Source organism: Acinetobacter sp. 22512 (assembly GCF_052044755.1).
GTDB lineage: Bacteria > Pseudomonadota > Gammaproteobacteria > Pseudomonadales > Moraxellaceae > Acinetobacter > Acinetobacter pittii.
This window is the reverse complement of record NZ_JBQENP010000003.1, coordinates 59,849-83,038: the sequence shown is the minus strand read 5'-3', so window position 1 is coordinate 83,038 and position 23,190 is coordinate 59,849. Positions and strand designations below refer to the sequence as shown.

Annotated in this window: 20 protein-coding genes; 12 read left to right on the top strand and 8 right to left on the bottom strand. The window is 37.7% G+C overall.

Going from position 1 to position 23,190, the window contains the following annotated elements; translation table 11 throughout:
* Nucleotides 1-236: 236 nt before the first annotated feature.
* The 4 genes from ACTJJG_RS04775 to ACTJJG_RS04760 all read left to right on the top strand — a co-directional run bounded on the left by ACTJJG_RS04775 (nt 237) and on the right by ACTJJG_RS04760 (nt 5,882).
* Nucleotides 237-1,961: an acetolactate synthase 3 large subunit gene (locus tag ACTJJG_RS04775; RefSeq protein WP_017482044.1), complete on the top strand. Its 1,725-nt coding sequence runs from the start codon at nt 237-239 to the stop codon at nt 1,959-1,961.
* Nucleotides 1,961-2,452, top strand: a complete 492-nt coding sequence (gene ilvN / locus ACTJJG_RS04770) for an acetolactate synthase small subunit (protein WP_002114824.1) — start codon at nt 1,961-1,963, stop codon at nt 2,450-2,452. The genes ACTJJG_RS04775 and ilvN overlap by 1 nt, the downstream gene beginning before the upstream one ends.
* 32 nt (nt 2,453-2,484) lie before the next feature.
* Complete coding sequence (gene ilvC, locus ACTJJG_RS04765) at nt 2,485-3,501, top strand: ketol-acid reductoisomerase (RefSeq protein WP_002115094.1); 1,017 nt, start codon at nt 2,485-2,487, stop codon at nt 3,499-3,501.
* Nucleotides 3,502-3,827: 326 nt separating this feature from the next.
* Complete coding sequence (locus ACTJJG_RS04760; RefSeq protein WP_005066201.1) at nt 3,828-5,882, top strand: bifunctional diguanylate cyclase/phosphodiesterase; 2,055 nt, start codon at nt 3,828-3,830, stop codon at nt 5,880-5,882.
* A 416-nt stretch (nt 5,883-6,298) separates the two neighbouring features.
* Here the strand turns inward: ACTJJG_RS04760 and ACTJJG_RS04755 are convergent, their stop codons facing one another.
* Nucleotides 6,299-6,871: a TetR/AcrR family transcriptional regulator gene (locus tag ACTJJG_RS04755; protein ID WP_002117307.1), complete on the bottom strand. Its 573-nt coding sequence runs from the start codon at nt 6,869-6,871 to the stop codon at nt 6,299-6,301.
* A gap of 326 nt (nt 6,872-7,197) precedes the next feature.
* Here ACTJJG_RS04755 and ACTJJG_RS04750 point away from each other — a divergent pair, with 326 nt between their 5' ends.
* The 6 genes from ACTJJG_RS04750 (at nt 7,198) to acnA (ending at nt 15,521) form a co-directional block, all read left to right on the top strand.
* On the top strand, nt 7,198-8,061 hold the full coding sequence (locus ACTJJG_RS04750) for a hypothetical protein (RefSeq protein WP_017482047.1): 864 nt from the start codon (nt 7,198-7,200) through the stop codon (nt 8,059-8,061).
* 230 nt (nt 8,062-8,291) lie between these two features.
* Nucleotides 8,292-9,884, top strand: a complete 1,593-nt coding sequence (locus ACTJJG_RS04745; protein ID WP_016142208.1) for a peptide chain release factor 3 — start codon at nt 8,292-8,294, stop codon at nt 9,882-9,884.
* A gap of 69 nt (nt 9,885-9,953) precedes the next feature.
* Complete coding sequence (locus ACTJJG_RS04740) at nt 9,954-10,796, top strand: hypothetical protein (RefSeq protein WP_002117238.1); 843 nt, start codon at nt 9,954-9,956, stop codon at nt 10,794-10,796.
* A 90-nt stretch (nt 10,797-10,886) separates the two neighbouring features.
* Nucleotides 10,887-11,828 carry an RsiV family protein gene (locus ACTJJG_RS04735; RefSeq protein WP_017482048.1) on the top strand — a complete coding sequence of 314 codons (942 nt, stop codon included), beginning with the start codon at nt 10,887-10,889 and terminating at the stop codon, nt 11,826-11,828.
* Nucleotides 11,828-12,640, top strand: coding sequence for a TatD family hydrolase (locus tag ACTJJG_RS04730; RefSeq protein WP_372552486.1), 813 nt, complete (start codon nt 11,828-11,830; stop codon nt 12,638-12,640). Before ACTJJG_RS04735 ends, ACTJJG_RS04730 begins: the two co-directional genes overlap by 1 nt.
* A gap of 124 nt (nt 12,641-12,764) precedes the next feature.
* Complete coding sequence (acnA, locus tag ACTJJG_RS04725) at nt 12,765-15,521, top strand: aconitate hydratase AcnA (RefSeq protein ID WP_032056189.1); 2,757 nt, start codon at nt 12,765-12,767, stop codon at nt 15,519-15,521.
* A gap of 46 nt (nt 15,522-15,567) precedes the next feature.
* On the opposite strand, the gene ACTJJG_RS04720 is transcribed toward acnA, so the two are convergent.
* A complete protein-coding gene (locus tag ACTJJG_RS04720) occupies nt 15,568-16,323 on the bottom strand; it encodes a DUF4261 domain-containing protein (protein WP_032056187.1) in 756 nt (251 codons plus the stop codon).
* Nucleotides 16,324-16,433: 110 nt separating this feature from the next.
* Between ACTJJG_RS04720 and ACTJJG_RS04715 the strand changes: the two genes are divergently transcribed.
* Entirely contained in the window at nt 16,434-17,195 is a 762-nt protein-coding gene (locus ACTJJG_RS04715) for a tRNA threonylcarbamoyladenosine dehydratase (RefSeq protein ID WP_017482052.1), read from the top strand.
* Between the two features lie 67 nt (nt 17,196-17,262).
* Here ACTJJG_RS04715 and ACTJJG_RS04710 read toward each other — a convergent pair whose 3' ends face one another.
* The gene (locus ACTJJG_RS04710; RefSeq protein ID WP_080612973.1) at nt 17,263-17,385 is read right to left on the bottom strand and encodes a hypothetical protein; all 123 of its coding nucleotides are present in this window, start codon (nt 17,383-17,385) and stop codon (nt 17,263-17,265) included.
* Between the two features lie 96 nt (nt 17,386-17,481).
* On the opposite strand from ACTJJG_RS04710, the gene ACTJJG_RS04705 reads away from it, so the two are divergent.
* Complete coding sequence (locus ACTJJG_RS04705) at nt 17,482-18,381, top strand: LysR family transcriptional regulator (protein ID WP_080612974.1); 900 nt, start codon at nt 17,482-17,484, stop codon at nt 18,379-18,381.
* 8 nt (nt 18,382-18,389) lie between these two features.
* Here ACTJJG_RS04705 and ACTJJG_RS04700 read toward each other — a convergent pair whose 3' ends face one another.
* The 5 genes from ACTJJG_RS04700 to ACTJJG_RS04680 all read right to left on the bottom strand — a co-directional run bounded on the left by ACTJJG_RS04700 (nt 18,390) and on the right by ACTJJG_RS04680 (nt 22,996).
* A complete protein-coding gene (locus ACTJJG_RS04700; protein WP_017482054.1) occupies nt 18,390-18,902 on the bottom strand; it encodes a hypothetical protein in 513 nt (170 codons plus the stop codon).
* Nucleotides 18,903-19,237: 335 nt separating this feature from the next.
* Nucleotides 19,238-20,242, bottom strand: coding sequence for a tRNA dihydrouridine(20/20a) synthase DusA (gene dusA, locus ACTJJG_RS04695; protein WP_069120360.1), 1,005 nt, complete (start codon nt 20,240-20,242; stop codon nt 19,238-19,240).
* A gap of 142 nt (nt 20,243-20,384) precedes the next feature.
* Nucleotides 20,385-21,575: an MFS transporter gene (locus ACTJJG_RS04690; protein WP_372552487.1), complete on the bottom strand. Its 1,191-nt coding sequence runs from the start codon at nt 21,573-21,575 to the stop codon at nt 20,385-20,387.
* Nucleotides 21,576-21,590: 15 nt separating this feature from the next.
* Nucleotides 21,591-22,001, bottom strand: a complete 411-nt coding sequence (locus ACTJJG_RS04685) for a RidA family protein (RefSeq protein ID WP_017482398.1) — start codon at nt 21,999-22,001, stop codon at nt 21,591-21,593.
* 68 nt (nt 22,002-22,069) lie between these two features.
* On the bottom strand, nt 22,070-22,996 hold the full coding sequence (locus ACTJJG_RS04680) for a DMT family transporter (RefSeq protein ID WP_017387604.1): 927 nt from the start codon (nt 22,994-22,996) through the stop codon (nt 22,070-22,072).
* Between the last annotated feature and the right edge of the window lie 194 nt (nt 22,997-23,190).

Genomic DNA, 23,190 nt, shown 5'->3' with positions numbered 1-23,190 from the left:
CGTCATGTTTTGTAATAGACATTCTCTCTAGCCGAGAGATTGATTTTACTTAAAGTATGTATATCCAGACATGCTTTATTAATGTTAAAAAAGCTTATACGGCTGAAAAACAGAAATTTTTCTATTGCAACGAAAACTAGACAATATGTGTGCTATAACAGTGCAGACAATTCAATGAATGAAACACTATTTGTGCCTTCCATAAATAGTGATAAAGATTTTTAGGGTGAATCACGTTGGAACTTTTATCTGGTGGTGAAATGCTCGTTCGTGCTCTTGCGGACGAAGGCGTTGAACATGTTTTTGGTTATCCAGGCGGCGCTGTATTACATATTTATGATGCGCTATTTCAACAAGACAAAATTAATCATTACCTCGTACGTCATGAACAAGCTGCTGGTCATATGGCAGATGCTTACTCGCGTGCTACAGGTAAGACTGGCGTAGTACTGGTCACTTCTGGACCTGGCGCAACTAATACTGTGACTCCAATTGCAACAGCTTATATGGACTCAATCCCAATGGTGATTTTGTCTGGCCAGGTTGCATCACATCTTATTGGTGAAGACGCTTTCCAAGAAACTGATATGGTAGGTATTTCACGTCCTATCGTGAAACACAGCTTCCAAGTTCGTCATGCAAGCGAAATTCCTGCAATTATCAAAAAAGCATTTTATATCGCAGCAAGTGGTCGCCCTGGTCCAGTTGTAGTCGATATTCCTAAAGATGCAACAAATCCTGCAGAAAAATTTGCATACGAATATCCTGAAAAAGTGAAGATGCGTTCTTATCAGCCACCTTCACGTGGTCATTCTGGCCAAATTCGTAAAGCAATTGATGAGCTTTTAAGTGCAAAACGCCCTGTAATTTATACGGGTGGTGGTGTTGTTCAAGGTAATGCATCAGCATTATTGACTGAACTCGCACATTTACTAGGTTATCCAGTAACTAACACACTTATGGGCCTTGGTGGCTTCCCTGGTGATGATCCACAATTCGTGGGTATGTTAGGTATGCACGGTACTTATGAAGCAAATATGGCGATGCATAATGCTGACGTCATTCTTGCAATTGGTGCGCGTTTTGATGACCGAGTAACCAATAACCCAGCAAAATTCTGTGTGAATGCTAAAGTTATTCATATTGATATTGATCCGGCGAGCATTTCAAAAACAATTATGGCGCACATTCCAATTGTAGGGGCAGTTGAGCCTGTACTTCAGGAAATGTTGACGCAATTGAAACAATTAAATGTGTCTAAGCCAAACCCTGAAGCAATTGCTGCGTGGTGGGATCAAATTAATGAATGGCGTAAAGTTCATGGTTTAAAGTTTGAAACCCCGACCGATGGCACAATGAAGCCACAGCAAGTTGTTGAAGCTTTATATAAAGTCACTAACGGTGACGCCATCATCACTTCAGATGTGGGCCAACACCAAATGTTTGGTGCGTTGTATTACAAATACAAACGTCCACGTCAATGGATTAACTCAGGCGGATTGGGCACCATGGGCGTAGGTTTACCTTATGCAATGGCTGCGAAGCTCGCTTTCCCAGATCAACAAGTTGTTTGTATTACTGGTGAAGCTTCAATTCAAATGTGTATTCAAGAGCTTTCAACGTGTAAGCAATATGGCATGAATGTGAAGATCTTGTGCTTGAATAACCGTGCTTTAGGTATGGTGAAGCAGTGGCAAGATATGAACTATGAGGGCCGTCACTCAAGCTCATACGTTGAATCATTGCCTGATTTTGGCAAGTTAATGGAAGCTTATGGTCACGTTGGTATCCAGATTGATCATGCTAATGAACTAGAGTCGAAGCTTGCTGAAGCAATGGCGATTAATGATAAATGTGTATTCATTAATGTCATGGTTGATCGCACGGAACATGTTTATCCAATGCTGATCGCAGGTCAGTCTATGAAGGATATGTGGTTAGGTAAAGGGGAGCGTACATAATGAGACATATTATTTCTGTACTCGTTGAAAACGAAGCTGGTGCGCTTTCTCGCCTTGTTGGTTTATTTAGCCAACGTGGATATAACATTGAAACACTGAATGTTGCGCCAACCGAAGACCCAACTTTGTCACGCTTAACATTAACAACTTATGGTGATGACCATAAGATTGAACAGATTACAAAGCAGCTCAATAAACTTGTTGAAGTTGTAAAAGTAGTTGATTTATCAGAAGGTTCACACATTGAGCGTGAACTGATGCTGATTAAAGTAAAAGCGTTAGGTGCTTCACGTGCTGAAATTAAGCGAACGGCGGATATTTTCCGTGCGCAGATTGTAGACGTGACACCAACTACCTATACCATTCAAATAGCAGGGACAACTGAAAAATTAGATGGTTTTATCGATGCGCTTGCAGAAAACACTATTCTAGAAGTCGTTCGTTCAGGTGTATCTGGTATCGCCCGTGGCGAAAAAGTATTAGCCATTTAATTTTTTAAAAAGTATTTTAGCGGAGAACACAAATGCAAATTTTTTACGATAAAGACTGTGACTTATCAATCATCCAAGGCAAGAAAGTAGCGATTATTGGTTACGGTTCTCAAGGTCATGCTCATGCACTTAACCTTAAAGACTCAGGCGTAGACGTAACTGTAGGTTTACGTGCAGATTCAGCTTCTTGGAAGAAAGCTGAAAATGCAGGTCTTAAAGTTGCAGAAGTTCCTGCTGCTGTTAAGCAAGCTGACCTCGTAATGATTTTGACTCCAGATGAATTCCAATCACAACTTTACCGTGACGTGATTGAGCCAAACATCAAAGAAGGCGCGACTCTTGCATTTGCTCATGGTTTCTCTGTTCTTTACAACCAAGTTGTTCCACGTAAAGATTTAGACGTAATCATGGTTGCTCCAAAAGCACCTGGTCACACTGTACGTTCAGAGTTCCAACGTGGTTCAGGTGTTCCTGACCTAATCGCAATTCACCAAGATGCTTCTGGTAATGCACGTAACGTTGCTCTTTCTTATGCTTCTGGCGTAGGCGGCGGCCGTACAGGTATTATCGAAACTTCATTCCGTGAAGAAACTGAAACTGACTTATTCGGTGAGCAAGCAGTTCTTTGTGGTGGTGCGGTTGAATTAGTGAAAATGGGCTTCGAAACTTTAGTTGAAGCTGGTTATGCACCAGAAATGGCTTACTTCGAATGTTTACACGAACTTAAATTGATCGTTGACTTAATGTTCGAGGGTGGTATCGCTGACATGAACTACTCAGTATCTAACAATGCTGAGTACGGCGAATATGTAACTGGTGTTGAAGTAATCAACGAACAATCTCGTGAAGCAATGCGTAATGCATTGAAACGTATTCAATCTGGTGAGTACGCTAAGATGTTCATTCAAGAAGGTGCGTTAAACTACCCATCTATGACTGCTCGTCGTCGTCAAAATGCTGCACATGGTATTGAAGTAACTGGTAATAAGTTGCGTGCAATGATGCCATGGATTCAAGCAAACAAAATCGTAGACAAAGAAAAGAACTAATTTTCTTTATCTAACGCTTTAAAAGAACCCTGCTTTAAGCAGGGTTCTTTATTTATACTATTTTATTTGAATGCGAAAATTGCGATTAGGTCAACTTGACTAGATTAAATAAATTCTATATTTTTCATATAATTGGCTGCTTAATTTTTATTTACTTTATTGATTTATAAAGTAAAAAATACTTGACCAAAAGATAGATAATGTTATTGTTTATAACTGACTGAATAAGTCAAATTTACTAAAATTTCTTTAACATGTTTAATTGTATTTTGGGCAATGAGTTGAACAAAATAAAAAAAAGTATTGAATAATCATGGAAGTCCAATATGGGTCATGTTGATTACGATAGCACATTGATCGTCGGCTCTTTTATTGCAGCTGGCTTCATTTGTTATATTGTAATTTCCATGGAGCAGCTAATATTCAAGCAAGTCTATAAGAAATTTGAGTCCTTAATTTTATTTATTAATGGATTGCTACTCGCCTTAGCAATTAGCATCGTCCATATTGTTGGTATACAAGCTTATCATCTGTTTGATACTGCTCACTCTAATATTCCTTTAATTGCAATTTCTTATGCCATTAGTGCATTGTTATCTTGCATTGCGATGTGGTTGACTTCGCGTTTTACGCTCCCTTTATTTAGACTCATTTTGAGCTCGATTATTATGGGAATCGGAATTTCAGCTTCATATTACATTAGCATGTTGGGCTGGAATATTAATGTTTATAAAAAAGATTACACTTCGTTTTTACTTTTATTTTCTGTATTAATTGCAATGAGTGGTTCAGGGCTAGCGTTTTTACTCGCCTATAAATTAAAAGACACTGAACGATATCGCTTAACTTTAAAAATCGCATTTTCGGTTATGATGACCTTAAGTATTATGGGGATGCACTACACAGCGCTTATTGCGACGAATATTACTGATAAATTTATTAGCCAATATCAGGCTGAGCATGACTTATTATTATTTACAATTATTCTAGTCACCTGTTTGGTACTCGTAGCAAGTTTTATTGTTGCAATGTTAGAGCAACGCCTTACTCAACAGAATTTAGAGCTGCGTAAGGCAAATAAAGAATTAGCTAACCTATCTATACAAGACAATTTAACCAAATTACCTAACCGCCTTTATTTAGTGGATTATGCTGAAGTATTACTTTCAGATCATCGATACAAAGACCAGAAAATTGCTTTCTTATATATTGATTTAGACCGATTTAAATCGGTGAATGATGCATTTGGACATCATGTGGGTGATCAATTACTTATTCAGATGGCGAACCGCTTACATTGGCAACTCAATGAGAAGTGCAAACTACTTAGAATTGGCGGTGATGAGTTTTTACTTATTGCTGAAAATACAAATGCCGATGAAGCAGTTATTTTGGCTGAGAAAGTTTTACAGCTGATTCAAGAGAGTTATCAGATTTCTGGTAAAGAAATTAATATCTCTGCAAGCTTAGGAGTGGCACTATTTCCTGAGCATGGACAAAATGTTCAGGACTTACTCATGAACGCTGATGCCGCGATGCTCATGTCTAAAGAACAAGGCCGAAATACTTACACCATCTTTAGTTATTCAACCCACCAACAAGAAACGAGAAGTCAGTCAAAACTGATCAATGATCTTTATAAGGCCGTAGAAGAAAAGCAGTTCATCCTATATTACCAACCAAAATTTAATACGAATCTTGAGGTCTGTGGTGTTGAAGCATTAATCCGTTGGAATCATCCAGCTTTAGGAATACTCACACCGCATATGTTTATAGAAGGTGCAGAAAAAACGGGTTTGATCATTCCAATGGGATATTGGGCACTTGAGCAAGCTTGCCTGCAAATTCAAGAGTGGGAACGCAGTAACACCCCATTTTATCCAGTCGCAGTGAATTTATCGGCCTTACAGTTTGAAAATAAAAAATTATTTAGTACGCTCGAAGCATTGTTAAAAAAATATCAAATTCAACCCCATCACTTAATTGTTGAGATTACTGAATCAACAGCAATGCGGCATATTGATTTAAGTATTCGAGCTTGTGAGCGACTACGTGATATGGGCATTCGAGTCGCAATTGATGATTTTGGAACAGGCCATTCAAGCTTTTTATATTTAAAAGATTTACCTGTAGATGAATTGAAAATTGATCGTGGTTTTATCGTTGACTTAAAACCAGGCTCAAAAGAAGAAGTTATATTAGAAAGTATAATACATTTAGCTAAAAAGTTAGGTTTAACCGTAACAGCGGAAGGGGTGGAAACTCAACAGCAAGTTGAAATTTTAACCCGTTTAGGTTGTCAGCAATTTCAGGGGTATTTATTAGGAATGCCTGTTCACGTCGATCAACTGATTGAATCTCAAGGTGCTCACTTCGCTTAATCTTTTCTATATCGATTTTTAAACCTAATATTTCCTTTTAATTTTATCTTTAAAGAACAATTAATTAAAATAAATTTATCTTCTAAAAAACACCTATATATTTGTAGTAGTGAATAGTATTAGCTTCTCAGTTAGTTGAGTATTTTACATATAATAATTTATGAATATATACTGCAAGTATAAAGTATTACTAACAAATTGATGTTTATATTTTATAGAATATAAGGAGTAAAAAGAATTATTATAAAATATTGTGAAGTTTATATAATAATTGGAATTAATGAGGATGAAGCTAAATAGAAATATTAATTTTTAAGGTTTGGATAAATTTTGGGTGGAGTTGGAGATTAGACTCCACCGAATTAAAAAATACTTTTTATCTTTATTAAAATATAACTATTTAATTAATTTATAAATTAAATAGTTGCATACTCTCGAACTGTTTCTAATTCAATAATTTTGTTTATATAAGACCACGTTTGTTCTGGATTAATCTTTCCTTTATTTATAGTGCCATCAATAATGATTCCATCTACAATGTTAAGAAAGAGCCCTGTTAGGATTTTTGTGTTTTCTACTTCTAACTCTGAAAGAGCTGAGAAAACTAATGAGTAAATCCACTCCCGATACTCATTAATTTGATGCTTAATAGAAGGGTACAATTGCATGACTTCTATTGTCGCTTTTTTAAATAAGCAGCCATTAAAGTCATCTGTATTAATCCAATCGATATACCAATTAAATATCTTTTTTAATTTAATCAATGGGTTGTTGGTATTTTTTATTTTTTCCAATATTGAATATTGGATCTCTAAATTTCTTTTATAAAGACATTCTTCAATTAAGGCTTCTTTAGAAGAAAAGTATTTATAAAAAGTCATTTTTGCAACATTTGACTCAGCAATAATGCGATCAACACCAATAGAAGTATAGCTTTTTTGGTTAAAGAGGGATGTTGCTGTTGTTATAATAGTTTCTCTTTTTGTCATCGGGTTCCCCGTTGCGGATATTTTTTGATTAACTTTGCTATTGTAAAGTGTATAAGCTTAAATAAAACTTATTTTATAGTATTTAAAAAATTATATTTATTCAATAGCTTGGTTGATTTAAAAAACAACATATTATATATTTAATTGGTAATAGTTTACTTTTTTAAATATTATTAATTAATCCGTTGATTTGTTGAGATAATACACATACTATCAACTTGTTAAGTATGGGTGTGCGGAATTTATTTTAGCAATTGAATGCAAAATTGTAATAAAGAGAGAGCCTATAACTTAACTATAAGAAAAACTTTTTACAGAGAATCATTATGTTAAAAAAATTTGAAGATTTTAATAATCCAAGAGAAAAAGCATTGCAGGGGATGAAAAATAGTATTCCTGCAAAACAATGGGATGAAAATTTACAATTTCTTAAACAGTTAAGAAAAACGATTGCAGAGTTACCAGTTTGCAACCATCCTGCTATTGAACTGTTAAACGGTGGATATCTTGATAAACAACGTTTGACTCTTATTCATTTAGAATATCGTCATGCGATTGTACAAATTTTTACTGATGCTTTATTAAAGGCTCAATTTTTAACAAAACAATTGGAACCTAAACTCCACTCTGGAGCGAAGATGTATCCACGGGTATTATTAAGTTTAAATATACTTGATGAGTTTGGTTTTCGCCCTGGTTTAGACAAAGATAATTACTATCTGGGTAATCCTGAATATGCTCATTATCCTTTATATGAAGATTTACTAAATGATTATGGTTTAACGGAACTTGACCGTCGCAATTATAAACCATCAAAAATCGCTAATCAGGTTAGATCATTTTTAGAATCTTCTTATGATAGTTATATTAACGTCGTGGCATTATTAGCTGTTGCAGAGGAGGAAGTCATTCTTTTTAGTCCTCCATTACGTCAAGCAACTAAATTCGTAAATATCGATGTTGAAGGTGGTGGTTATTACCATGTACATGGGGTATCTACGGATGAAACATCTGAGGCTGCTGATGACGATCATGAAGATGACTTGTGGTTTGCATTAGCACAAGCAATTACAAAAGATGATTATGAAAGCTTAACCAAGCTATGTATTGATTACTGTGCTTTATGGAATGAGTTCTGGGATGCACAAATTGCCGATGTTCAATTCATTGAAGAAAAGAAATTGGCGTAAAGATTCTATTAAGTCTTAATCAAGCCCATCTTAAACAGGTGGGCTTTTTTAATTGTAAAATTTCTAAGGAGCTAAACTACATTCTCAAAAAAGATCTAAAAAGTTTGTGAATAACTCATGGCTTATCAACAATCATTAAACAGTTCTATAAATCTGCTACAATTACGCCAATTTTTATTTTGATCGACTTTAGGTCTTTGGCACTGCAATCTCCGCAGTAGGTGTATTTCATGAGTTTTAAAGATGAGTTAGCGGCACAGGTTGCTCAACGCCGCACATTTGCCATCATTTCCCACCCCGATGCCGGTAAAACGACCATGACAGAGAAATTACTGTTATGGGGTAAAGCAATTCAGGTTGCAGGGATGGTAAAAAGCCGTAAATCTGACCGCGCAGCTACATCTGACTGGATGGAAATGGAAAAAGAGCGTGGAATTTCTATTACCACTTCTGTTATGCAGTTTCCTTATAAAGGTCACACCATTAACTTACTTGATACACCGGGGCATGAAGACTTCTCTGAAGATACTTATCGTACCCTAACTGCAGTTGACTCTGCATTAATGGTGATTGATGGTGCAAAAGGTGTCGAAGAACGTACCATCAAATTGATGGAAGTTTGTCGTATGCGTGACACTCCGATCATTTCATTTGTAAACAAGATGGACCGTGAGATTCGTGAACCACTTGAGTTACTGGATGAAATTGAGAATGTCCTCAATATTCGCTGTGTACCAATTACATGGCCATTAGGGATGGGGCGTGATTTTGCGGGTGTATACAACATTCTTGAAAACAAATTGTATGTCTACAAAGCAGGTTTTGGTTCAACTATTACAGATATTGAAGTACGCGATGGCTATGACCATGCAGATATCCGTGAAAAAGTAGGTGAGCTGGCTTGGGCGTCTTTTGAAGAGTCACTTGAGCTCGTACAAATGGCGAATGAGCCTTTGGACCGCGAATTATTTTTACAAGGTAAACAAACTCCAGTTCTATTTGGTACAGCATTAGGTAACTTTGGTGTTGACCACGTGTTAGACGCATTTATGAATTGGGCACCAGAACCTAAAGCGCATCCAACACAAGAGCGTGTTGTCGATGCTAAAGAAGAAGGTTTTTCTGGTTTCGTCTTTAAGATTCAAGCAAACATGGATCCGAAACACCGTGACCGTATTGCCTTTATGCGTATTTGCTCAGGTAAATATGAAAAAGGTTTGAAAATGAATCACGTACGTATTGGTAAAGATGTTCGTATTAGTGATGCATTGACATTCCTTGCGGGTGAACGTGAACATCTAGAAGAAGCGTGGCCAGGTGATATTATTGGTTTGCATAACCATGGCACAATTCAAATTGGTGATACTTTCACAAGTGGTGAAGATCTACATTTCACAGGTATTCCTCACTTCGCACCAGAGATGTTCCGTCGTGTGCGTTTGAAAGATCCATTAAAGTCAAAACAATTGCAAAAAGGTTTGAAAGAGTTGTCTGAAGAAGGCGCAACTCAGGTATTTATGCCACAAATTAGCAATGATTTGATTGTGGGTGCAGTGGGTGTGCTTCAGTTTGACGTTGTTGCTTACCGTCTGAAAGAAGAATATAAAGTTGACTGCGTGTATGAGCCTGTAAGTGTTAATACGGTTCGTTGGATTCATTGTGATGATGACAAGATTCTCAATGAATTTAAGAAAAAAGCACATGATCAGCTTTCTATCGATGGTGGTGGTCACTTAACTTATCTTGCACCAAGTCGTGTGAACTTGCAGATTATGCAAGAGCGTTGGCCTGATATTCAGTTCCGTAACACGCGTGAACACTAATCTTTAAGATTTGACAGACAGCTTCGAACAGAAGCTGTTTTGTTTTGAAAAATAAGAAAGGATGATGAAATGAATTTGAATAGAAAGACAGTTATTGCACTTTTAGTTGCGGTAATCATATTACTTTTAGCTATTTGCCTTTTTGTCTGGAAAAGCTTTCAACCTTCATCATCTTCTCAAATGAAATCAGCTTCTAACCAAAATCAAAATATAGAGAAAGCTGAAGTACTCCCATTTCTAAACTTGCAACAAGTAAAAGCTGATTATGCTTTGCCATTTTGTGAGAAGAAAAATTGTATTGATGTCGATATTCAAACGATAAAGACTCAAGATGCATGGCTAAATGAATGGATCGCGAAAAGTCAGGCTAAGGTAATTCAAGATCAAATTGATTTGAAAAAAGACTTAAGTTTGCAGCAAGCCATTAATGCCTATGTTAAAAAGTCTGATGAATGGCAAGATAAATATTCAAAGAATCGGGCTTATGAATTGCATCTTCATACCCGTATTGCATCGCAGCGTAACCAATATGTTTTATTGCAATTAGGACTTGATACCAAGCAAGAAGAGCTCACGATTAAAGACCGTTATTACTTTTTTGTGGCTGACCGAAAACTGCATAAGAGCTTAACTTTATTAGATGTTTTGAAAAAAGATCAACAAACTACTGTGCATCAAATGGTGCAGGTGGCATATCAAGACTGGTTAAAAAAGCAGACTGCTGACATAAAGAAAGAAGCACCAAAAACTTTATATTGGGGGCAGGCAGATTGGTTCTTTGATGGTGAAGGGGTTGGCTTACATTATCAGGCAAACCAGATTACTAAAGAAGCTCCACAGCTCGATATTTATTTATCTAAAGAACAGACCAAAAAAATATTACAACCCGAGGTTTATGAACAAATGTTTTAAGATAGTAGCAGAATTTGCAACCTCTATTTATATGCGCTAATTTCTTAGAAAGGCACAGCGTAATCTCCTTAGAATAAAAGGCAAAATATGATGTTATCTTCTAAAGCTTCACTGCGATTAACTTTGCTTGCTTCTGCTATATTTCTGGCAGCATGCCAACCTAAAGCTGATCCTAAGGATTCTCAAGAGCAGCAGAAATCAACTGTTCAAGAACAAAAGCCAGTAGAGTTGACTTTGAAGGGTGAAACAACTCCTAGTAAGGTGGTTTTACCTGATTGTGATGGTAAAACTTGTCCAGAATTTACGGTAGAGCGCTTACAGAGTAATTTTCCTTTTATTGACAAAATTATAGATCAACAAATCTTAAGTACATTAAATCAAATTTTAGAAATTGCTGAACCTGATGCTAAGGGCACGCAAGCGGAACAAAAAGCAGAAACTTCAGCAGTTGCGGGTGCAGAGCAAAAAAATAGCTTTGATGCACAGGTGCAGCGCTATGCAAATTCATTTATTGATCTAGATAATGAGTTAAAAGCTTTAAGTAGTAATCATCAGATTAATCTTTTAGTTAAACCTAAGATTTTGCAGGCTCAAGGTAAAGTTGTAACTGTAGTGCTTAACAGTAGTAGTTATTTAGGTGGGGCTCATGGCTCTGCTGCACAGCATTATTATAATTTTGATTTAAAAGAGCAAAAGCAAATTAAGCTTGAAGATTTATTACGTCCTCAGCAAAAAGCAACTTTAGAGAAGTTAGCGCATGAAGCCTTTAAGACATGGGTGACGGACTCTAAATTGGCTGATAATGTTGCTGACTATGAACAAGCATGGCCATTTAAATTATCTAATAACTTCTTGTTGGGTGAGCAAGGTTTAATCCTTCAATACGGTGAGTATGAAATTGGCCCATACGTGGTTGGGCTCCCTCGATTAGTCATTCCTTATGACCAATTGCAAGATGTATTGAAAGAAGAGTATTTGCCACAGCCTAAAGCCAAACCAGCTTCGGCACCAGTTGCAAAAAGTGCTGGCTAATGCATTTGTTTGATACCCATACCCATTTCGATGTTGCCGATTTTGATGAAGATCGGCAGCAGCTAGCACTCGAGGCTAAAAAAGTGGGTGTAGATGCTTTGGTTTTAATTGGCTTTCTACAGTCACGTTTTGATGAGTTGGTGCAGACTAATCATCAGTTAAAAAGTTGGGAAAATGTGCCTACTTCTTATTTAGCACCAGGCTTACACCCGTTTTATATTGAACAGCATCAACCAGAGCATCTTTCTCATCTTGAACAAATCTTGCAGCAAGAAAACTGCGTGGCTGTAGGTGAAATTGGCTTAGATACTTTCTTGAAAGAACATAAGCAGCCAGATGTATATGCAAAGCAAAAACAATATTTTGCAGCTCAGTTAGAGCTTGCAACCCAATACCAAAAACCAGTGTTACTCCACATTCGAAAAGCGCACGGTGATGTGCTTGCTATATTAAAAGCTCAAAAATTTAAATTTGGCGGAATTGCTCATGCCTTTAGTGGTGGAGTAGAAGAGGCAAAGGGTCTTATTAAGCTTGGTTTTAAAATTGGTGTGACGGGGCAGATTACCAATCCAAATGCAAAAAAACTTCATACGGTTGTGCAGGCTATAGGTGCAGAGCACTTGGTGATTGAAACAGATTGTCCAGATATGACACCGCTTTGCTGTCAAACCTCAACAGAACAGCGGACTCGTAATACCCCTGTTAATTTGCCCTATGTTTTACAAAGTCTGGCTGAAAATTTAAATATGCCAGAGCCAGATTTGGCTAAGTTGCTGTGGAAAAACTCTCTTACTGCATTGAAATTATCGTAATAAAAATCAAAGATTAGAAATAGTAACTAAAACAAAACACAGCGATTAAAAAAGAAGCTTAAAGTAAGAAAACAACATGTAAAAACGTGAAAAATAACATTGCCAGACGTGGGAGGATAACCCAATGGCTAAGTATAGCAATATCAATAGTTTTAATGCTTTACAGACGCTAACAGTAGGTTCCAGCAATTATCAGATTTTTAGCTTAGCCCAAGCAGAGAAAACGCTAGGGGATATTGCCAAACTGCCGAAATCTTTAAAAGTATTATTGGAAAACTTATTACGGTTTGAAGATCAGCATAGCGTTAAAACGGAACACATCCATGCTTTAGCAGAATGGCTAAAAAACCGCACCTCAGATCAAGAAATTCAATATCGACCTGCAAGGGTTTTAATGCAAGATTTTACGGGTGTGCCTGCAGTGGTTGATTTAGCTGCAATGCGAGCAGCGATGGCGCAAGCGGGTGGTGACCCTGAAAAAATTAATCCATTATCTCCTGTAGACTTAGTCATTGACCACTCTGTCATGGTTGATTATTTTGCCGATGATCAGGCGTTTGAAGAAAACGTACAAATCGAGATGCAGCGTAATGGTGAGCGATATCAATTTTTACGTTGGGGACAGTCTGCATTTAATAACTTTAGTGTAGTGCCACCGGGTACGGGGATTTGCCATCAGGTCAATTTAGAATATTTGGCTCAAGCGGTGTGGCTAGGTGAAGATAATGGACAAACCTTTGCTTTCCCTGACACCTTAGTGGGTACAGACTCACATACCACCATGATTAATGGTTTAGGTGTTTTAGGTTGGGGTGTGGGCGGAATTGAGGCCGAAGCGGCTATGTTGGGCCAACCGATTTCGATGCTTATTCCTGAGGTCATTGGTTTTAAACTCACAGGAAAATTACCAGAAGGGATTACGGCAACTGATTTGGTGCTGACCATTACTCAAATGCTTCGTCAGAAAGGGGTAGTGGGTAAATTTGTAGAGTTCTATGGAGATGGTTTAGCCGATTTACCACTGGCTGACCGAGCGACCATTGCCAACATGGCACCAGAGTATGGTGCGACTTGTGGTTTCTTCCCGATTGATGAAGTGACTTTGGGTTATTTGAAATTAACTGGCCGTCAAAGTGATCGTATTGAACTAGTCGAAGCGTATAGCAAAGCGCAAGGTTTATGGCGTAATGCGGGTGATGAACCTGTTTTCACCGATACTTTAAGCCTTGATATGAGTACGGTTCAGGCAAGTCTAGCAGGACCAAAACGTCCACAAGATCGAGTGCTTTTATCAGAGGTGCCGAAAACCTTTAATGCCCTTATGGAGTTAACTTTAAAACCAGCCAAAGAAGCTAAAGAGCGTTTAGAAAATGAAGGCGGTGGCGGCACTGCTGTCGAGGCAAAAAAAGCAAATATCCAACATGAAAGTCCTTCTTGCGTGATTGAAGGAAAAACTTATCCATTAAATCATGGTGATGTTGTTATTTCGGCAATTACCTCTTGTACCAATACTTCTAACCCAAGTGTAATGCTAGCAGCAGGTTTACTTGCTAAAAAAGCGATTGAAAAAGGTTTGCAGCGTAAACCGTGGGTGAAAAGCTCTCTTGCACCAGGTTCTAAAGTCGTGACTGACTATTTGCTGGCTGCTGGACTTACGCCGTATTTAGATGAGTTGGGCTATAACTTGGTGGGATATGGTTGTACAACTTGTATTGGTAACTCAGGTCCACTACCGGAGCCAGTGGAAGATGCAATTCAATGCCATGATTTAAATGTTGCATCAGTACTTTCTGGTAACCGTAACTTTGAAGGACGCGTACATCCATTAGTTAAAACAAACTGGCTTGCTTCGCCACCTTTGGTAGTGGCATATGGTTTAGTTGGTAATATTCGTACCGATTTGACTACGCAACCTATTGGGCAAGGTAAAGATGGACAACCTGTCTATTTAAAAGATATCTGGCCAAGTCAGGCAGAAATTGATGCTGTCTTACAGAAAGTAAATACAGAGATGTTCCATAAAGAATATGCTGCGGTGTTTGATGGTGATGAAAGCTGGCAATCCATTCAGATTCCGAAAAGTAAAACTTATGAATGGGCGGATGATTCGACTTATATCCGCCATCCGCCATTCTTTGAAGGAATTGGTGAGCCACCAAAACCAATTAAAAATATTGAACAGGCGCGTATTTTGGCAGTGCTTGGTGACTCGGTAACGACTGACCATATTTCACCGGCTGGTAATATCAAAAAAGACAGCCCAGCAGGTCGATACTTACAAGAGCAAGGTGTTGAGCCAAAAGACTTTAACTCCTATGGTTCTCGACGCGGTAATCATGAAGTCATGATGCGAGGTACTTTTGCCAACATTCGTATTAAGAACGAAATGCTTGGTGGTGAAGAGGGTGGTAATACCATTCATGTGCCAAGTGGTGAAAAGCTCGCTATTTATGATGCAGCAATGCGTTACCAACAAGAACATACACCGCTTGTGATTATTGCTGGTAAAGAATACGGAACGGGTTCTTCACGTGACTGGGCTGCTAAAGGAACGAACTTGTTAGGTGTAAAAGCTGTCATTGCTGAAAGTTTTGAGCGTATTCACCGTTCAAACTTGGTAGGTATGGGCGTGTTGCCATTACAGTTTATTGATGGACAAACTCGACAATCTCTCAACTTAACTGGTCATGAGGTGATATCAATTCGAGGTTTGTCTGATGGCGTTCAGCCTCATCAAATTCTTGAAGTTGATGTCAAAGGACCAAATGGAGTAGCGAGCCATTTTAATGTGTTATGTCGAATTGATACGTTAAATGAGGTCGAGTACTTTAAGGCGGGTGGTATTTTGCATTATGTACTTCGGAATTTGATTGCTGGTTAGTTAAAAAAGAAACCCCGTAAAATATGGGGTTTCTTTTTATGAAAATCTAACTAAATTTAAATAATTTCTTCCAGCTAAATGATGACGTCAGTACCCAAACATCGAATGGATTAAAATATAGTGAATCTACATCAAAAAAATCGCTAGATGCTTTTAGGGAAAGCTTTAGTGGTTCTGATTCTTCATCAGCCGAAAAAGTTTGATTTTCTAATAACTCTGGGTTTTCTATAAGAAGATATAACAAGAAGTTATTCAAAATATAGGATGCTTGATCTACCTTTAGGTTTATACATCCATCTGGTTTGCCGAATTGCTGCATTCCACAAGAGTAGAGTAAATTATCATCAGAAATAATAGGGATAAAGGCTTTAAATAGATCTAATATATTTTCAGCGTTATAGCTAAGCCAATCGCTTTTAAGGTGTGTAAGACCCGAAGTCTCAACTTTAATTGCTAAGCCACCTGCTTTCATGAGGGTCTGACCTAATAACAGAGCTTGTTGTGCTAACTCTATTGATCCTCCATCACAAACAACATAAATAACCATATTATGTTGTTCAATTTTTTTTAATTCGCTTTCAGAAAAACGACCTAGACTAAATGATCTAAAAACCTCACTGACATTCGGATCATTTTCATATTCTTCAACTTCAGCGTAATATTCGTTTGTTAAAGATTTAATAATTGAGCCCGCATAAATATATCCAGTTTCATTAACAAGTAGGGCATGTAATAGAGCTTGATGATTTTCCCAAATACCAGGAATACATAAGATAATTTTTTGATTAAATTCTTGATTCATTATTAATAAGTTCTAAGGAGCTTTTCCCACTCATAATATCGTAAAAGATATGCGATACCAATTGATTGAGGTAAAATACCTCCCGTGTTTTATATCCCCAAAGAGTAGCAATGACCGATCTCCAACAAGATGAATATGACCGCCGTTTTGCAGGTGTAGCCAAAGTTTATGGTGATTCATCGTTCCAGCACTATGAAAAAAGTCATGTGATGGTGATTGGTATTGGTGGTGTCGGCAGTTGGGCGGTAGAAGCTTTAGCGCGTACAGGTATTGGTGAGATTACATTAGTCGATATGGATGTGGTTGCAGCATCAAATGTAAACCGTCAGCTACCTGCGATGACATCAACTTTGGGCTGTGAAAAAGTTGAAATTATGGCGGAACGTTGCCGCCAAATTAACCCACGTATTAAAGTTAATATTATTGATGACTTTTTAACGCCTGAAAATGTCACAGAGCTTTTAAACCCTGTACCAGACATTGTTTTGGACTGCATCGATGACGTTAAAGCAAAATTGGCTTTGATGCTTCATTGTCGTTTTAATAAAATTCCTTTGATTGTTTCAGGCGGAGCAGGTGGTAAGATCGATCCCCTTAAAATCCGCGTAGCTGATTTATCAAAAACAGAACAAGATCCAATGTTAGCGAAGCTCCGTAGCCAGCTTCGTGCTCGAGGTATTTGTAAAAAGCCAAAAGAGAAATTTGGTATTACCTGTATTTATTCAATCGATAATCCATTTTCTAGTGCAGATATTTGCCCATCGGCGGGATTACGTTGTGGTGGCTATGGTTCAGCGGTAGTGGTGACTTCAAGCTTTGCTATGATTGCTGTGGCTGAAGTTTTGAAAAAGCTTGATTTAAAGAAAGCCTAATTTAAATATTGAAAAGGCATGTGCTTATGTAAGTGCATGCCTTTTTATTTTTGAGAGAAACTATTATTTAATCATACAGCTCTATGTTGTCTTGTTTGGGTTGTGTGGGTAACTGCTGATCATAAAATTTAAAGCACCATAAAATTAGAACAACAACGGTGAAAATGACAAACCCTTTTAAATACTTCATGAATAATTCAATCAATTGAATGGTCTTGATAAAATTCTAGCGAAGGCTATCTATCTAATCTAATATATAAAATAGACCTAATAATCTAATTTTGAGATGGTTATGCTCACATTAAAACAATTCCAATATTTTATAAAAATTGTTGAAGAAGGGAGCTTTACCGCTGCTTCAGAGAAATTATTCATTGCTCAGTCTGCTTTAAGTCGGCAAATGAAGCTATTAGAGGAAGAAATTGATTTTCAGTTATTTGATCGTACTGATAAGAAAGTAAAACTCACGGCGGCAGGAGAGGTCTTCTATAAAAAAATTAAAGATAATATGCATTATTTAAATGAGATCATTGGAGTTTCTAAGAATATTGCAGAAGGAAAAAATCGTCAGATTAAAATTGCTCATTCGAGCAGTATTATTATGGATGATAAAAAGGTTCAGATATTAAAAGAAATTAGCTTAACGCAAAAAATTAACTTTGAGATAAACACGTTGTCATCTGAGCATCAAATTTTGGCTTTACTGAATGGGGAGATTGATATTGGTTTAATTAGACCGCCAGTTCGGCATACACTAGATGACGTCAATGTTATTAAATTATATGAAGAACCTTTAATGGTGGCCGTGCAGATTGATCATGCTAAATTTGCAAATAAAGAGAAGGTCGAAGTCAAAGATTTAAAAGAAGAATACTTTGTTTCTACACCCCATTCTAAAAGAGGTGGATTAAGCTATTTGGTCTCAAATCTATGTTTAGCCGCAGGATTTACCCCACAAAAAGCTCCAATTCAGTCGCGTAAGATTTCACAGTTACAACTTGTAGCTGCAAATGTTGGTGTAAGTATTGTGCCTAAAGAATTTCAGCAGATCTTGCCTGCTCAGGTAAAACTATTGCCTTTAACCGATCAGCTATCACTTTCGGAAGTAGTTTTGGTTTATAGAAAAGATCATGATGAAATAATTCAACATTGTGCCGAACGCATTCATCAAATTTTTCAATTTTAGGAAATTGATTAGGCAGCTAATCTATAATAAGTATAAGTAACATTATCGTCTTTATAGACATCATAACTACTTTGTTTGAAGTCAGAAACCCACTCACTTCCAGTATATCCGGCGATGTGTCCATAAACGTGGTTGCGGGTTCTGTGAATGATGTAAATGTCACCTTCTTGAGGTTCGTCGAAGGCTGGATCAATTTGTTTATAGCCAATCTTTTTGAGAGTATCGCCCCAATCTGAAGCTGCGATTGGATGGTTTTCAACATTAGCACCAGCAGATTCGAGTGCAAGACGGATACTACGTGCGCATCTAGCTTTACTGCGTCTAGAAGTAACGCTTTCTAATTTTTCTACAAACTTTTCTACATCGATCGGTGGGTTGGTTGAAGTTTGAGTTTGATGATTATTGGGTTTCATGGTGAAAGGATAAGGGAGGCTTGGTGCGCTGTGCGATACAACAATGGCTGCCTGATTTGAATCCTGATACATGTAATTATCAGCTACTTGTCCGTCATAAATAATCATCGTGAAATCTCTACCGTGCTACCCATATCCATATTAAAAAAATCACCACCTACCTGTGGCGTTCAGAGATACTAATAGGCGTATCTTAAAAGTTTTGTGTATGTTATGTAATAACGTATCTTTTTTCCAGAGGTGTCTGCCTTGGAGCGAAAATCTACTTAGTAAAAGAGGTGGTCAAAAATAGTGAAATTTAAATTATTGATATCATTGTAAATAAATAACTAATCAGAGCTTAAATTTGAATATTTTGTTCCAACATTTGCGAATATACTCAAAATCTAAGTCTCTGATTTAAAATGCCACATTTTCTTACAATTTAAGAAGTCGTTGTCAACTTAAACCTGCTGCTCTTTTACATACTCTTCAGTGCGAATCATAGCTGCTCGCATGTTCTGAATTGCATTTTCAACATCAGCTAAAGTTTTTGCGTTTCCGCCACTTAGCGCCTGACGCCATTTACGAGCACCCGGTAAGTTTTGGAATAAACCTAAAATATGACGTGTAATGATTGAAAGGGGGGCACCTTCAGCCATGCGTTGCTCAATATAAGGCAGCATTTGTTCCATAATATCGAATCGATCTGGTGCTTCTAAATTCCAAAGTTGGCCGAGCTCAGCAAGTAGGTAAGGGTTATGGTAGGCTTCACGGCCAATCATGACACCATCAACATGTTGTAAATGAGCTTGAGTTTCGGCAAAAGTTTTAATTCCGCCGTTAATTTCAATGGTTAGGTGCGGACGTTCTTGCTTTAAGCGGTATACATCTTCGTAGCGTAAAGGAGGAACTTCTCGATTTTCTTTTGGAGACAAACCTTTCAAAATAGCAATACGGGCATGCACAACAAAATAAGTACAACCTGTTGCAGCGACAGTATCTACGAAATGTAGCATTTCTTCGTAAGACTGCATGTCATCGATACCAATACGGTGTTTGACTGTTACAGGAATCTTTACTGCTTTTTGCATGCTGTGAATGCACTCAGCAACCAAGTCTGGCTCTGCCATTAAACATGCGCCGATTTTATTGTTCTGTACGCGGTCACTTGGGCAGCCTACATTCAGGTTGACTTCGTCGTAGCCCCAGTCTTCAGCCATTTTTGTGCAAGTGGCAAGCTCTTGTGGGTTTGAACCACCAAGTTGTAATACGATTGGGTGTTCTTGAGGGTTATAGTCTAAATGACGTTTTGCATCGCCAAATAAAATCGCGCCTGTAGTCACCATTTCGGTGTATAGCACAACGTTTGGGTTAAACAAGCGTGCAAAGAATCGGTAGTCCTTTGTAGTCCAGTCCATCATAGGTGCGACAGAAATACGAGGTTGTAACGATTGAAGTGATTGCATAGCCAATAGACCCAAAAGTCGCTAAATTAATGAAAGGGCAGCATTATACGGGGTTTAGCCTTGAATCGACAGTGGCATTTAACCGAGTAATTTATAACCACCCTTATGTTGAATATAGGGAGATGATTTATAACAATTTACTTTATGAGTGAGCGAGCTGCTTTTTTTGTAAGAAAGCATCAATGACACTAAATAAAATACAAAGCAGAACAAGAGCTACACCTGCAACACATGTCATAGTCCACCCGCCATGATTCCAAGCAAAAATCCCTAAGGCAGAGCCACCAGCTCCTCCAATAAAATAAGTTGTCATATAGATGGCATTAATACGAGATTTAGCATCTGGACGTAAACGGAAAATAATGCTCTGGTTGCTGGTATGAACGAGCGCGAGTGCTAATTGAATTAAAGCAAAGCCAATAACATAACTAGGAAGGAGGGTTTGTCCGAAATAGAAACAAAGCCAGCTCACCAAAAACAGTCCACAACCCATCCACGTAAGTAACCTTGTGTAGCCTTGGTCGGCATATTTACCAATATAGCGTGTTGATAATGCCCCAAAGATACCGACTAGTGGGACTAGTCCGATAAATAGATCGGGCAAATGGTGTGCCGAAGTCAAAAGTAAGGCGATGGTGGAATACAAAATACTTACTGCGGCAAAGGCGAAAGCACCTGTAAGCGCTCTTAATAATAGTCGCTTTTCCTCTTTTAAGAGTTGAGCCATGGAAACAAATATTTGTCCATAGTTCATTTTCATACGCAAGACATAAGGCAAGCGGCTTTTTAAAGTAAATGCCAACAGAAGCATTAATACGCCGCTGACGACATACACTACTTTCCAGTGAAAAAGGTTGGAAAATAAGCCAGCTAGACTGGTAGAGAGTAAAATCCCGACCAATAAGCCACTCATTAAAAAACCAATGATCTCGCCAGTTTTTTCGGGTTTTACGGTCATTGTGGCAAGTGGGATGAGGACTTGGGCAGCAACAGAAAACAATCCCGCTAAAATTGTACCAATCCACAACATGGGTAAGTTTACGGCAAAAGCAGATGTAAATAGACCAACTGCGCAAAGTACCATCAAAAACGGAATAGCTTTGGCTTTATTGACAATATCACCCAATGGGACAATAAAGAGTAAACCGAGGGCATAAGACACCTGAGCAAATGTCACTGTTAAAGCGGCTTGTGCTTGAGTTACAGCAAACTCTTGCTGAATAGAGTGAATTAGAGGCTGACAATAATAATTCACACCTGCACATAAACCGCATGCTGCTGCCATCAACCAAAGCAAAGGTTTATTTTGACTGATATCTTCAGGGGTAGACATGACGTTCTCTCAGTTTTATTGGGTGTATGCCGTTGCTTCAACTTCAATAAGCATGTGTTCTAGTGCAAGGCGCGGCACAGGAATAAGTGTACAGGCAGGAAAAGGATGATTTTTCCATAAATTTTGCATAATTTTAATCAGAATTTGATGTTTTTCGACCGAGTGGTCAACAACTAAAACTCTCAATACAGCAATATTGCTAAGCTCTGCATTGGCCGCTTTTAAAGCATGTTGAATATTATCAAAAACTTGATTCGCTTGTTCTTCAAAACTTGGGCTTAATTCACCTTGGGAATTTTCGCCTCCTTGACCTGCTACATGAATAATATTCTTAAAGCTTTCCACTACAGCAACATGACTATAAGCGTTTGGCGTTGGGTCATATAAAGTTGATGGATTTATGATTTTAAAAATTTCTTGACTCATTGGAACTCAACCGTTTATTAAAATTTAGATGAGTATCCAACCTCAACTTAAGTTGAGGTCAAGAGAATTTAATGTTTTAGTCTTTTCTTTCTAAGTGTAATCATCATGACGCCGACAATATTAAGAAGGCAGCCGACCCATTGCCACATATTGAGATGTTCATTTAAAAAAGCAACGGCAAGCAAAATCGTTAAAACTGGTCCAATTGAAGCAATCATTGCAGATTGAGAGGCACCTAATCGTTCAATACTTTGCATGAGCATAACGGTAGGTAACACGGTAACTAAAAAGCCTAAGCCAATGCCATACCAAATTACACTAGAAGGGAGTTGTAATAGGAGTTGAATTGGATGAGGTGTGCTTAATGCGTAATGAGTTAATGTGCCGATACAGGCCACGGTTAAGGCTAACCCTGTGAAATTCCAAGAGCCAAATTTCTTAATGAGAGGTGGCGTCAGCAACAAATAGCCAGCGAAAGCCACGGCACTTGCAAATACGAAACTTGTCCCTAACCAGAAGTTGCCCTGAATTGGTGCGTTGTTGTGCTCCTGAAGCATAACCAGCACGGTTCCACCATAACTAAGAAAAATGGCAAAGAAACTTTTTACATCTAATTTTTGTTTGTAGAGTAAGCTTGATACGATGACTGTAAGCGTGGGATATAAAAATAGAATAATTCGTTCTAAAGAGGCACTAATAAACATAAGGCCCATGAAATCGAGCCAACTTGCAAAGTAGTAGCCTAATAGACCGGCAAAAATTAAAATTAGCCAATCCTTCTTTTTTATGCCCTGATTATGATGCCTGTTAAACCAGCAAATTAATAGAAAGAACGGTAAAGCGCTTAACATGCGTAAAGCCATCAGGACCGTACCGTCTACTAATGGAGAAAGGGCATAAGTCTGTTTAATAAAGATTGCTTTTGTACTGAATAGAAACGCAGAGCAAAGAGCAAAAAAAGACCCGATTTGAAACGAAGATAAAGAAATTTTCATATACAGGACTGTATAAGAGAGACTATTGTCTGCAAAAAAAGAAAAATCTTCCTATGTTACACCTCTAAACTAATATCGTGAATCATCAGTTCAAAATATGGGTATTTATTAAATAAATAGTGGGTGGTATTTTAAAAAAGTTCAATTAGAATCCAAATTCTGTACAAAGAATACACATGGGGGAAACATTGCAG

Coding starts and splice junctions, on each gene's coding strand:
- ilvN (WP_002114824.1), top strand. CDS start 1,961: ATGAGACATATTATTTCTGTACTCGTTGAAAACGAAGCTGGTGCGCTT.
- ilvC (WP_002115094.1), top strand. CDS start 2,485: ATGCAAATTTTTTACGATAAAGACTGTGACTTATCAATCATCCAAGGC.
- ACTJJG_RS04760 (WP_005066201.1), top strand. CDS start 3,828: ATGGGTCATGTTGATTACGATAGCACATTGATCGTCGGCTCTTTTATT.
- ACTJJG_RS04755 (WP_002117307.1), bottom strand. CDS start 6,871: ATGACAAAAAGAGAAACTATTATAACAACAGCAACATCCCTCTTTAAC.
- ACTJJG_RS04750 (WP_017482047.1), top strand. CDS start 7,198: ATGTTAAAAAAATTTGAAGATTTTAATAATCCAAGAGAAAAAGCATTG.
- ACTJJG_RS04745 (WP_016142208.1), top strand. CDS start 8,292: ATGAGTTTTAAAGATGAGTTAGCGGCACAGGTTGCTCAACGCCGCACA.
- ACTJJG_RS04740 (WP_002117238.1), top strand. CDS start 9,954: ATGAATTTGAATAGAAAGACAGTTATTGCACTTTTAGTTGCGGTAATC.
- ACTJJG_RS04735 (WP_017482048.1), top strand. CDS start 10,887: ATGTTATCTTCTAAAGCTTCACTGCGATTAACTTTGCTTGCTTCTGCT.
- ACTJJG_RS04730 (WP_372552486.1), top strand. CDS start 11,828: ATGCATTTGTTTGATACCCATACCCATTTCGATGTTGCCGATTTTGAT.
- acnA (WP_032056189.1), top strand. CDS start 12,765: ATGGCTAAGTATAGCAATATCAATAGTTTTAATGCTTTACAGACGCTA.
- ACTJJG_RS04720 (WP_032056187.1), bottom strand. CDS start 16,323: ATGAATCAAGAATTTAATCAAAAAATTATCTTATGTATTCCTGGTATT.
- ACTJJG_RS04715 (WP_017482052.1), top strand. CDS start 16,434: ATGACCGATCTCCAACAAGATGAATATGACCGCCGTTTTGCAGGTGTA.
- ACTJJG_RS04710 (WP_080612973.1), bottom strand. CDS start 17,385: ATGAAGTATTTAAAAGGGTTTGTCATTTTCACCGTTGTTGTTCTAATT.
- ACTJJG_RS04705 (WP_080612974.1), top strand. CDS start 17,482: ATGGTTATGCTCACATTAAAACAATTCCAATATTTTATAAAAATTGTT.
- ACTJJG_RS04700 (WP_017482054.1), bottom strand. CDS start 18,902: ATGATTATTTATGACGGACAAGTAGCTGATAATTACATGTATCAGGAT.
- dusA (WP_069120360.1), bottom strand. CDS start 20,242: ATGCAATCACTTCAATCGTTACAACCTCGTATTTCTGTCGCACCTATG.
- ACTJJG_RS04690 (WP_372552487.1), bottom strand. CDS start 21,575: ATGTCTACCCCTGAAGATATCAGTCAAAATAAACCTTTGCTTTGGTTG.
- ACTJJG_RS04685 (WP_017482398.1), bottom strand. CDS start 22,001: ATGAGTCAAGAAATTTTTAAAATCATAAATCCATCAACTTTATATGAC.
- ACTJJG_RS04680 (WP_017387604.1), bottom strand. CDS start 22,996: ATGAAAATTTCTTTATCTTCGTTTCAAATCGGGTCTTTTTTTGCTCTT.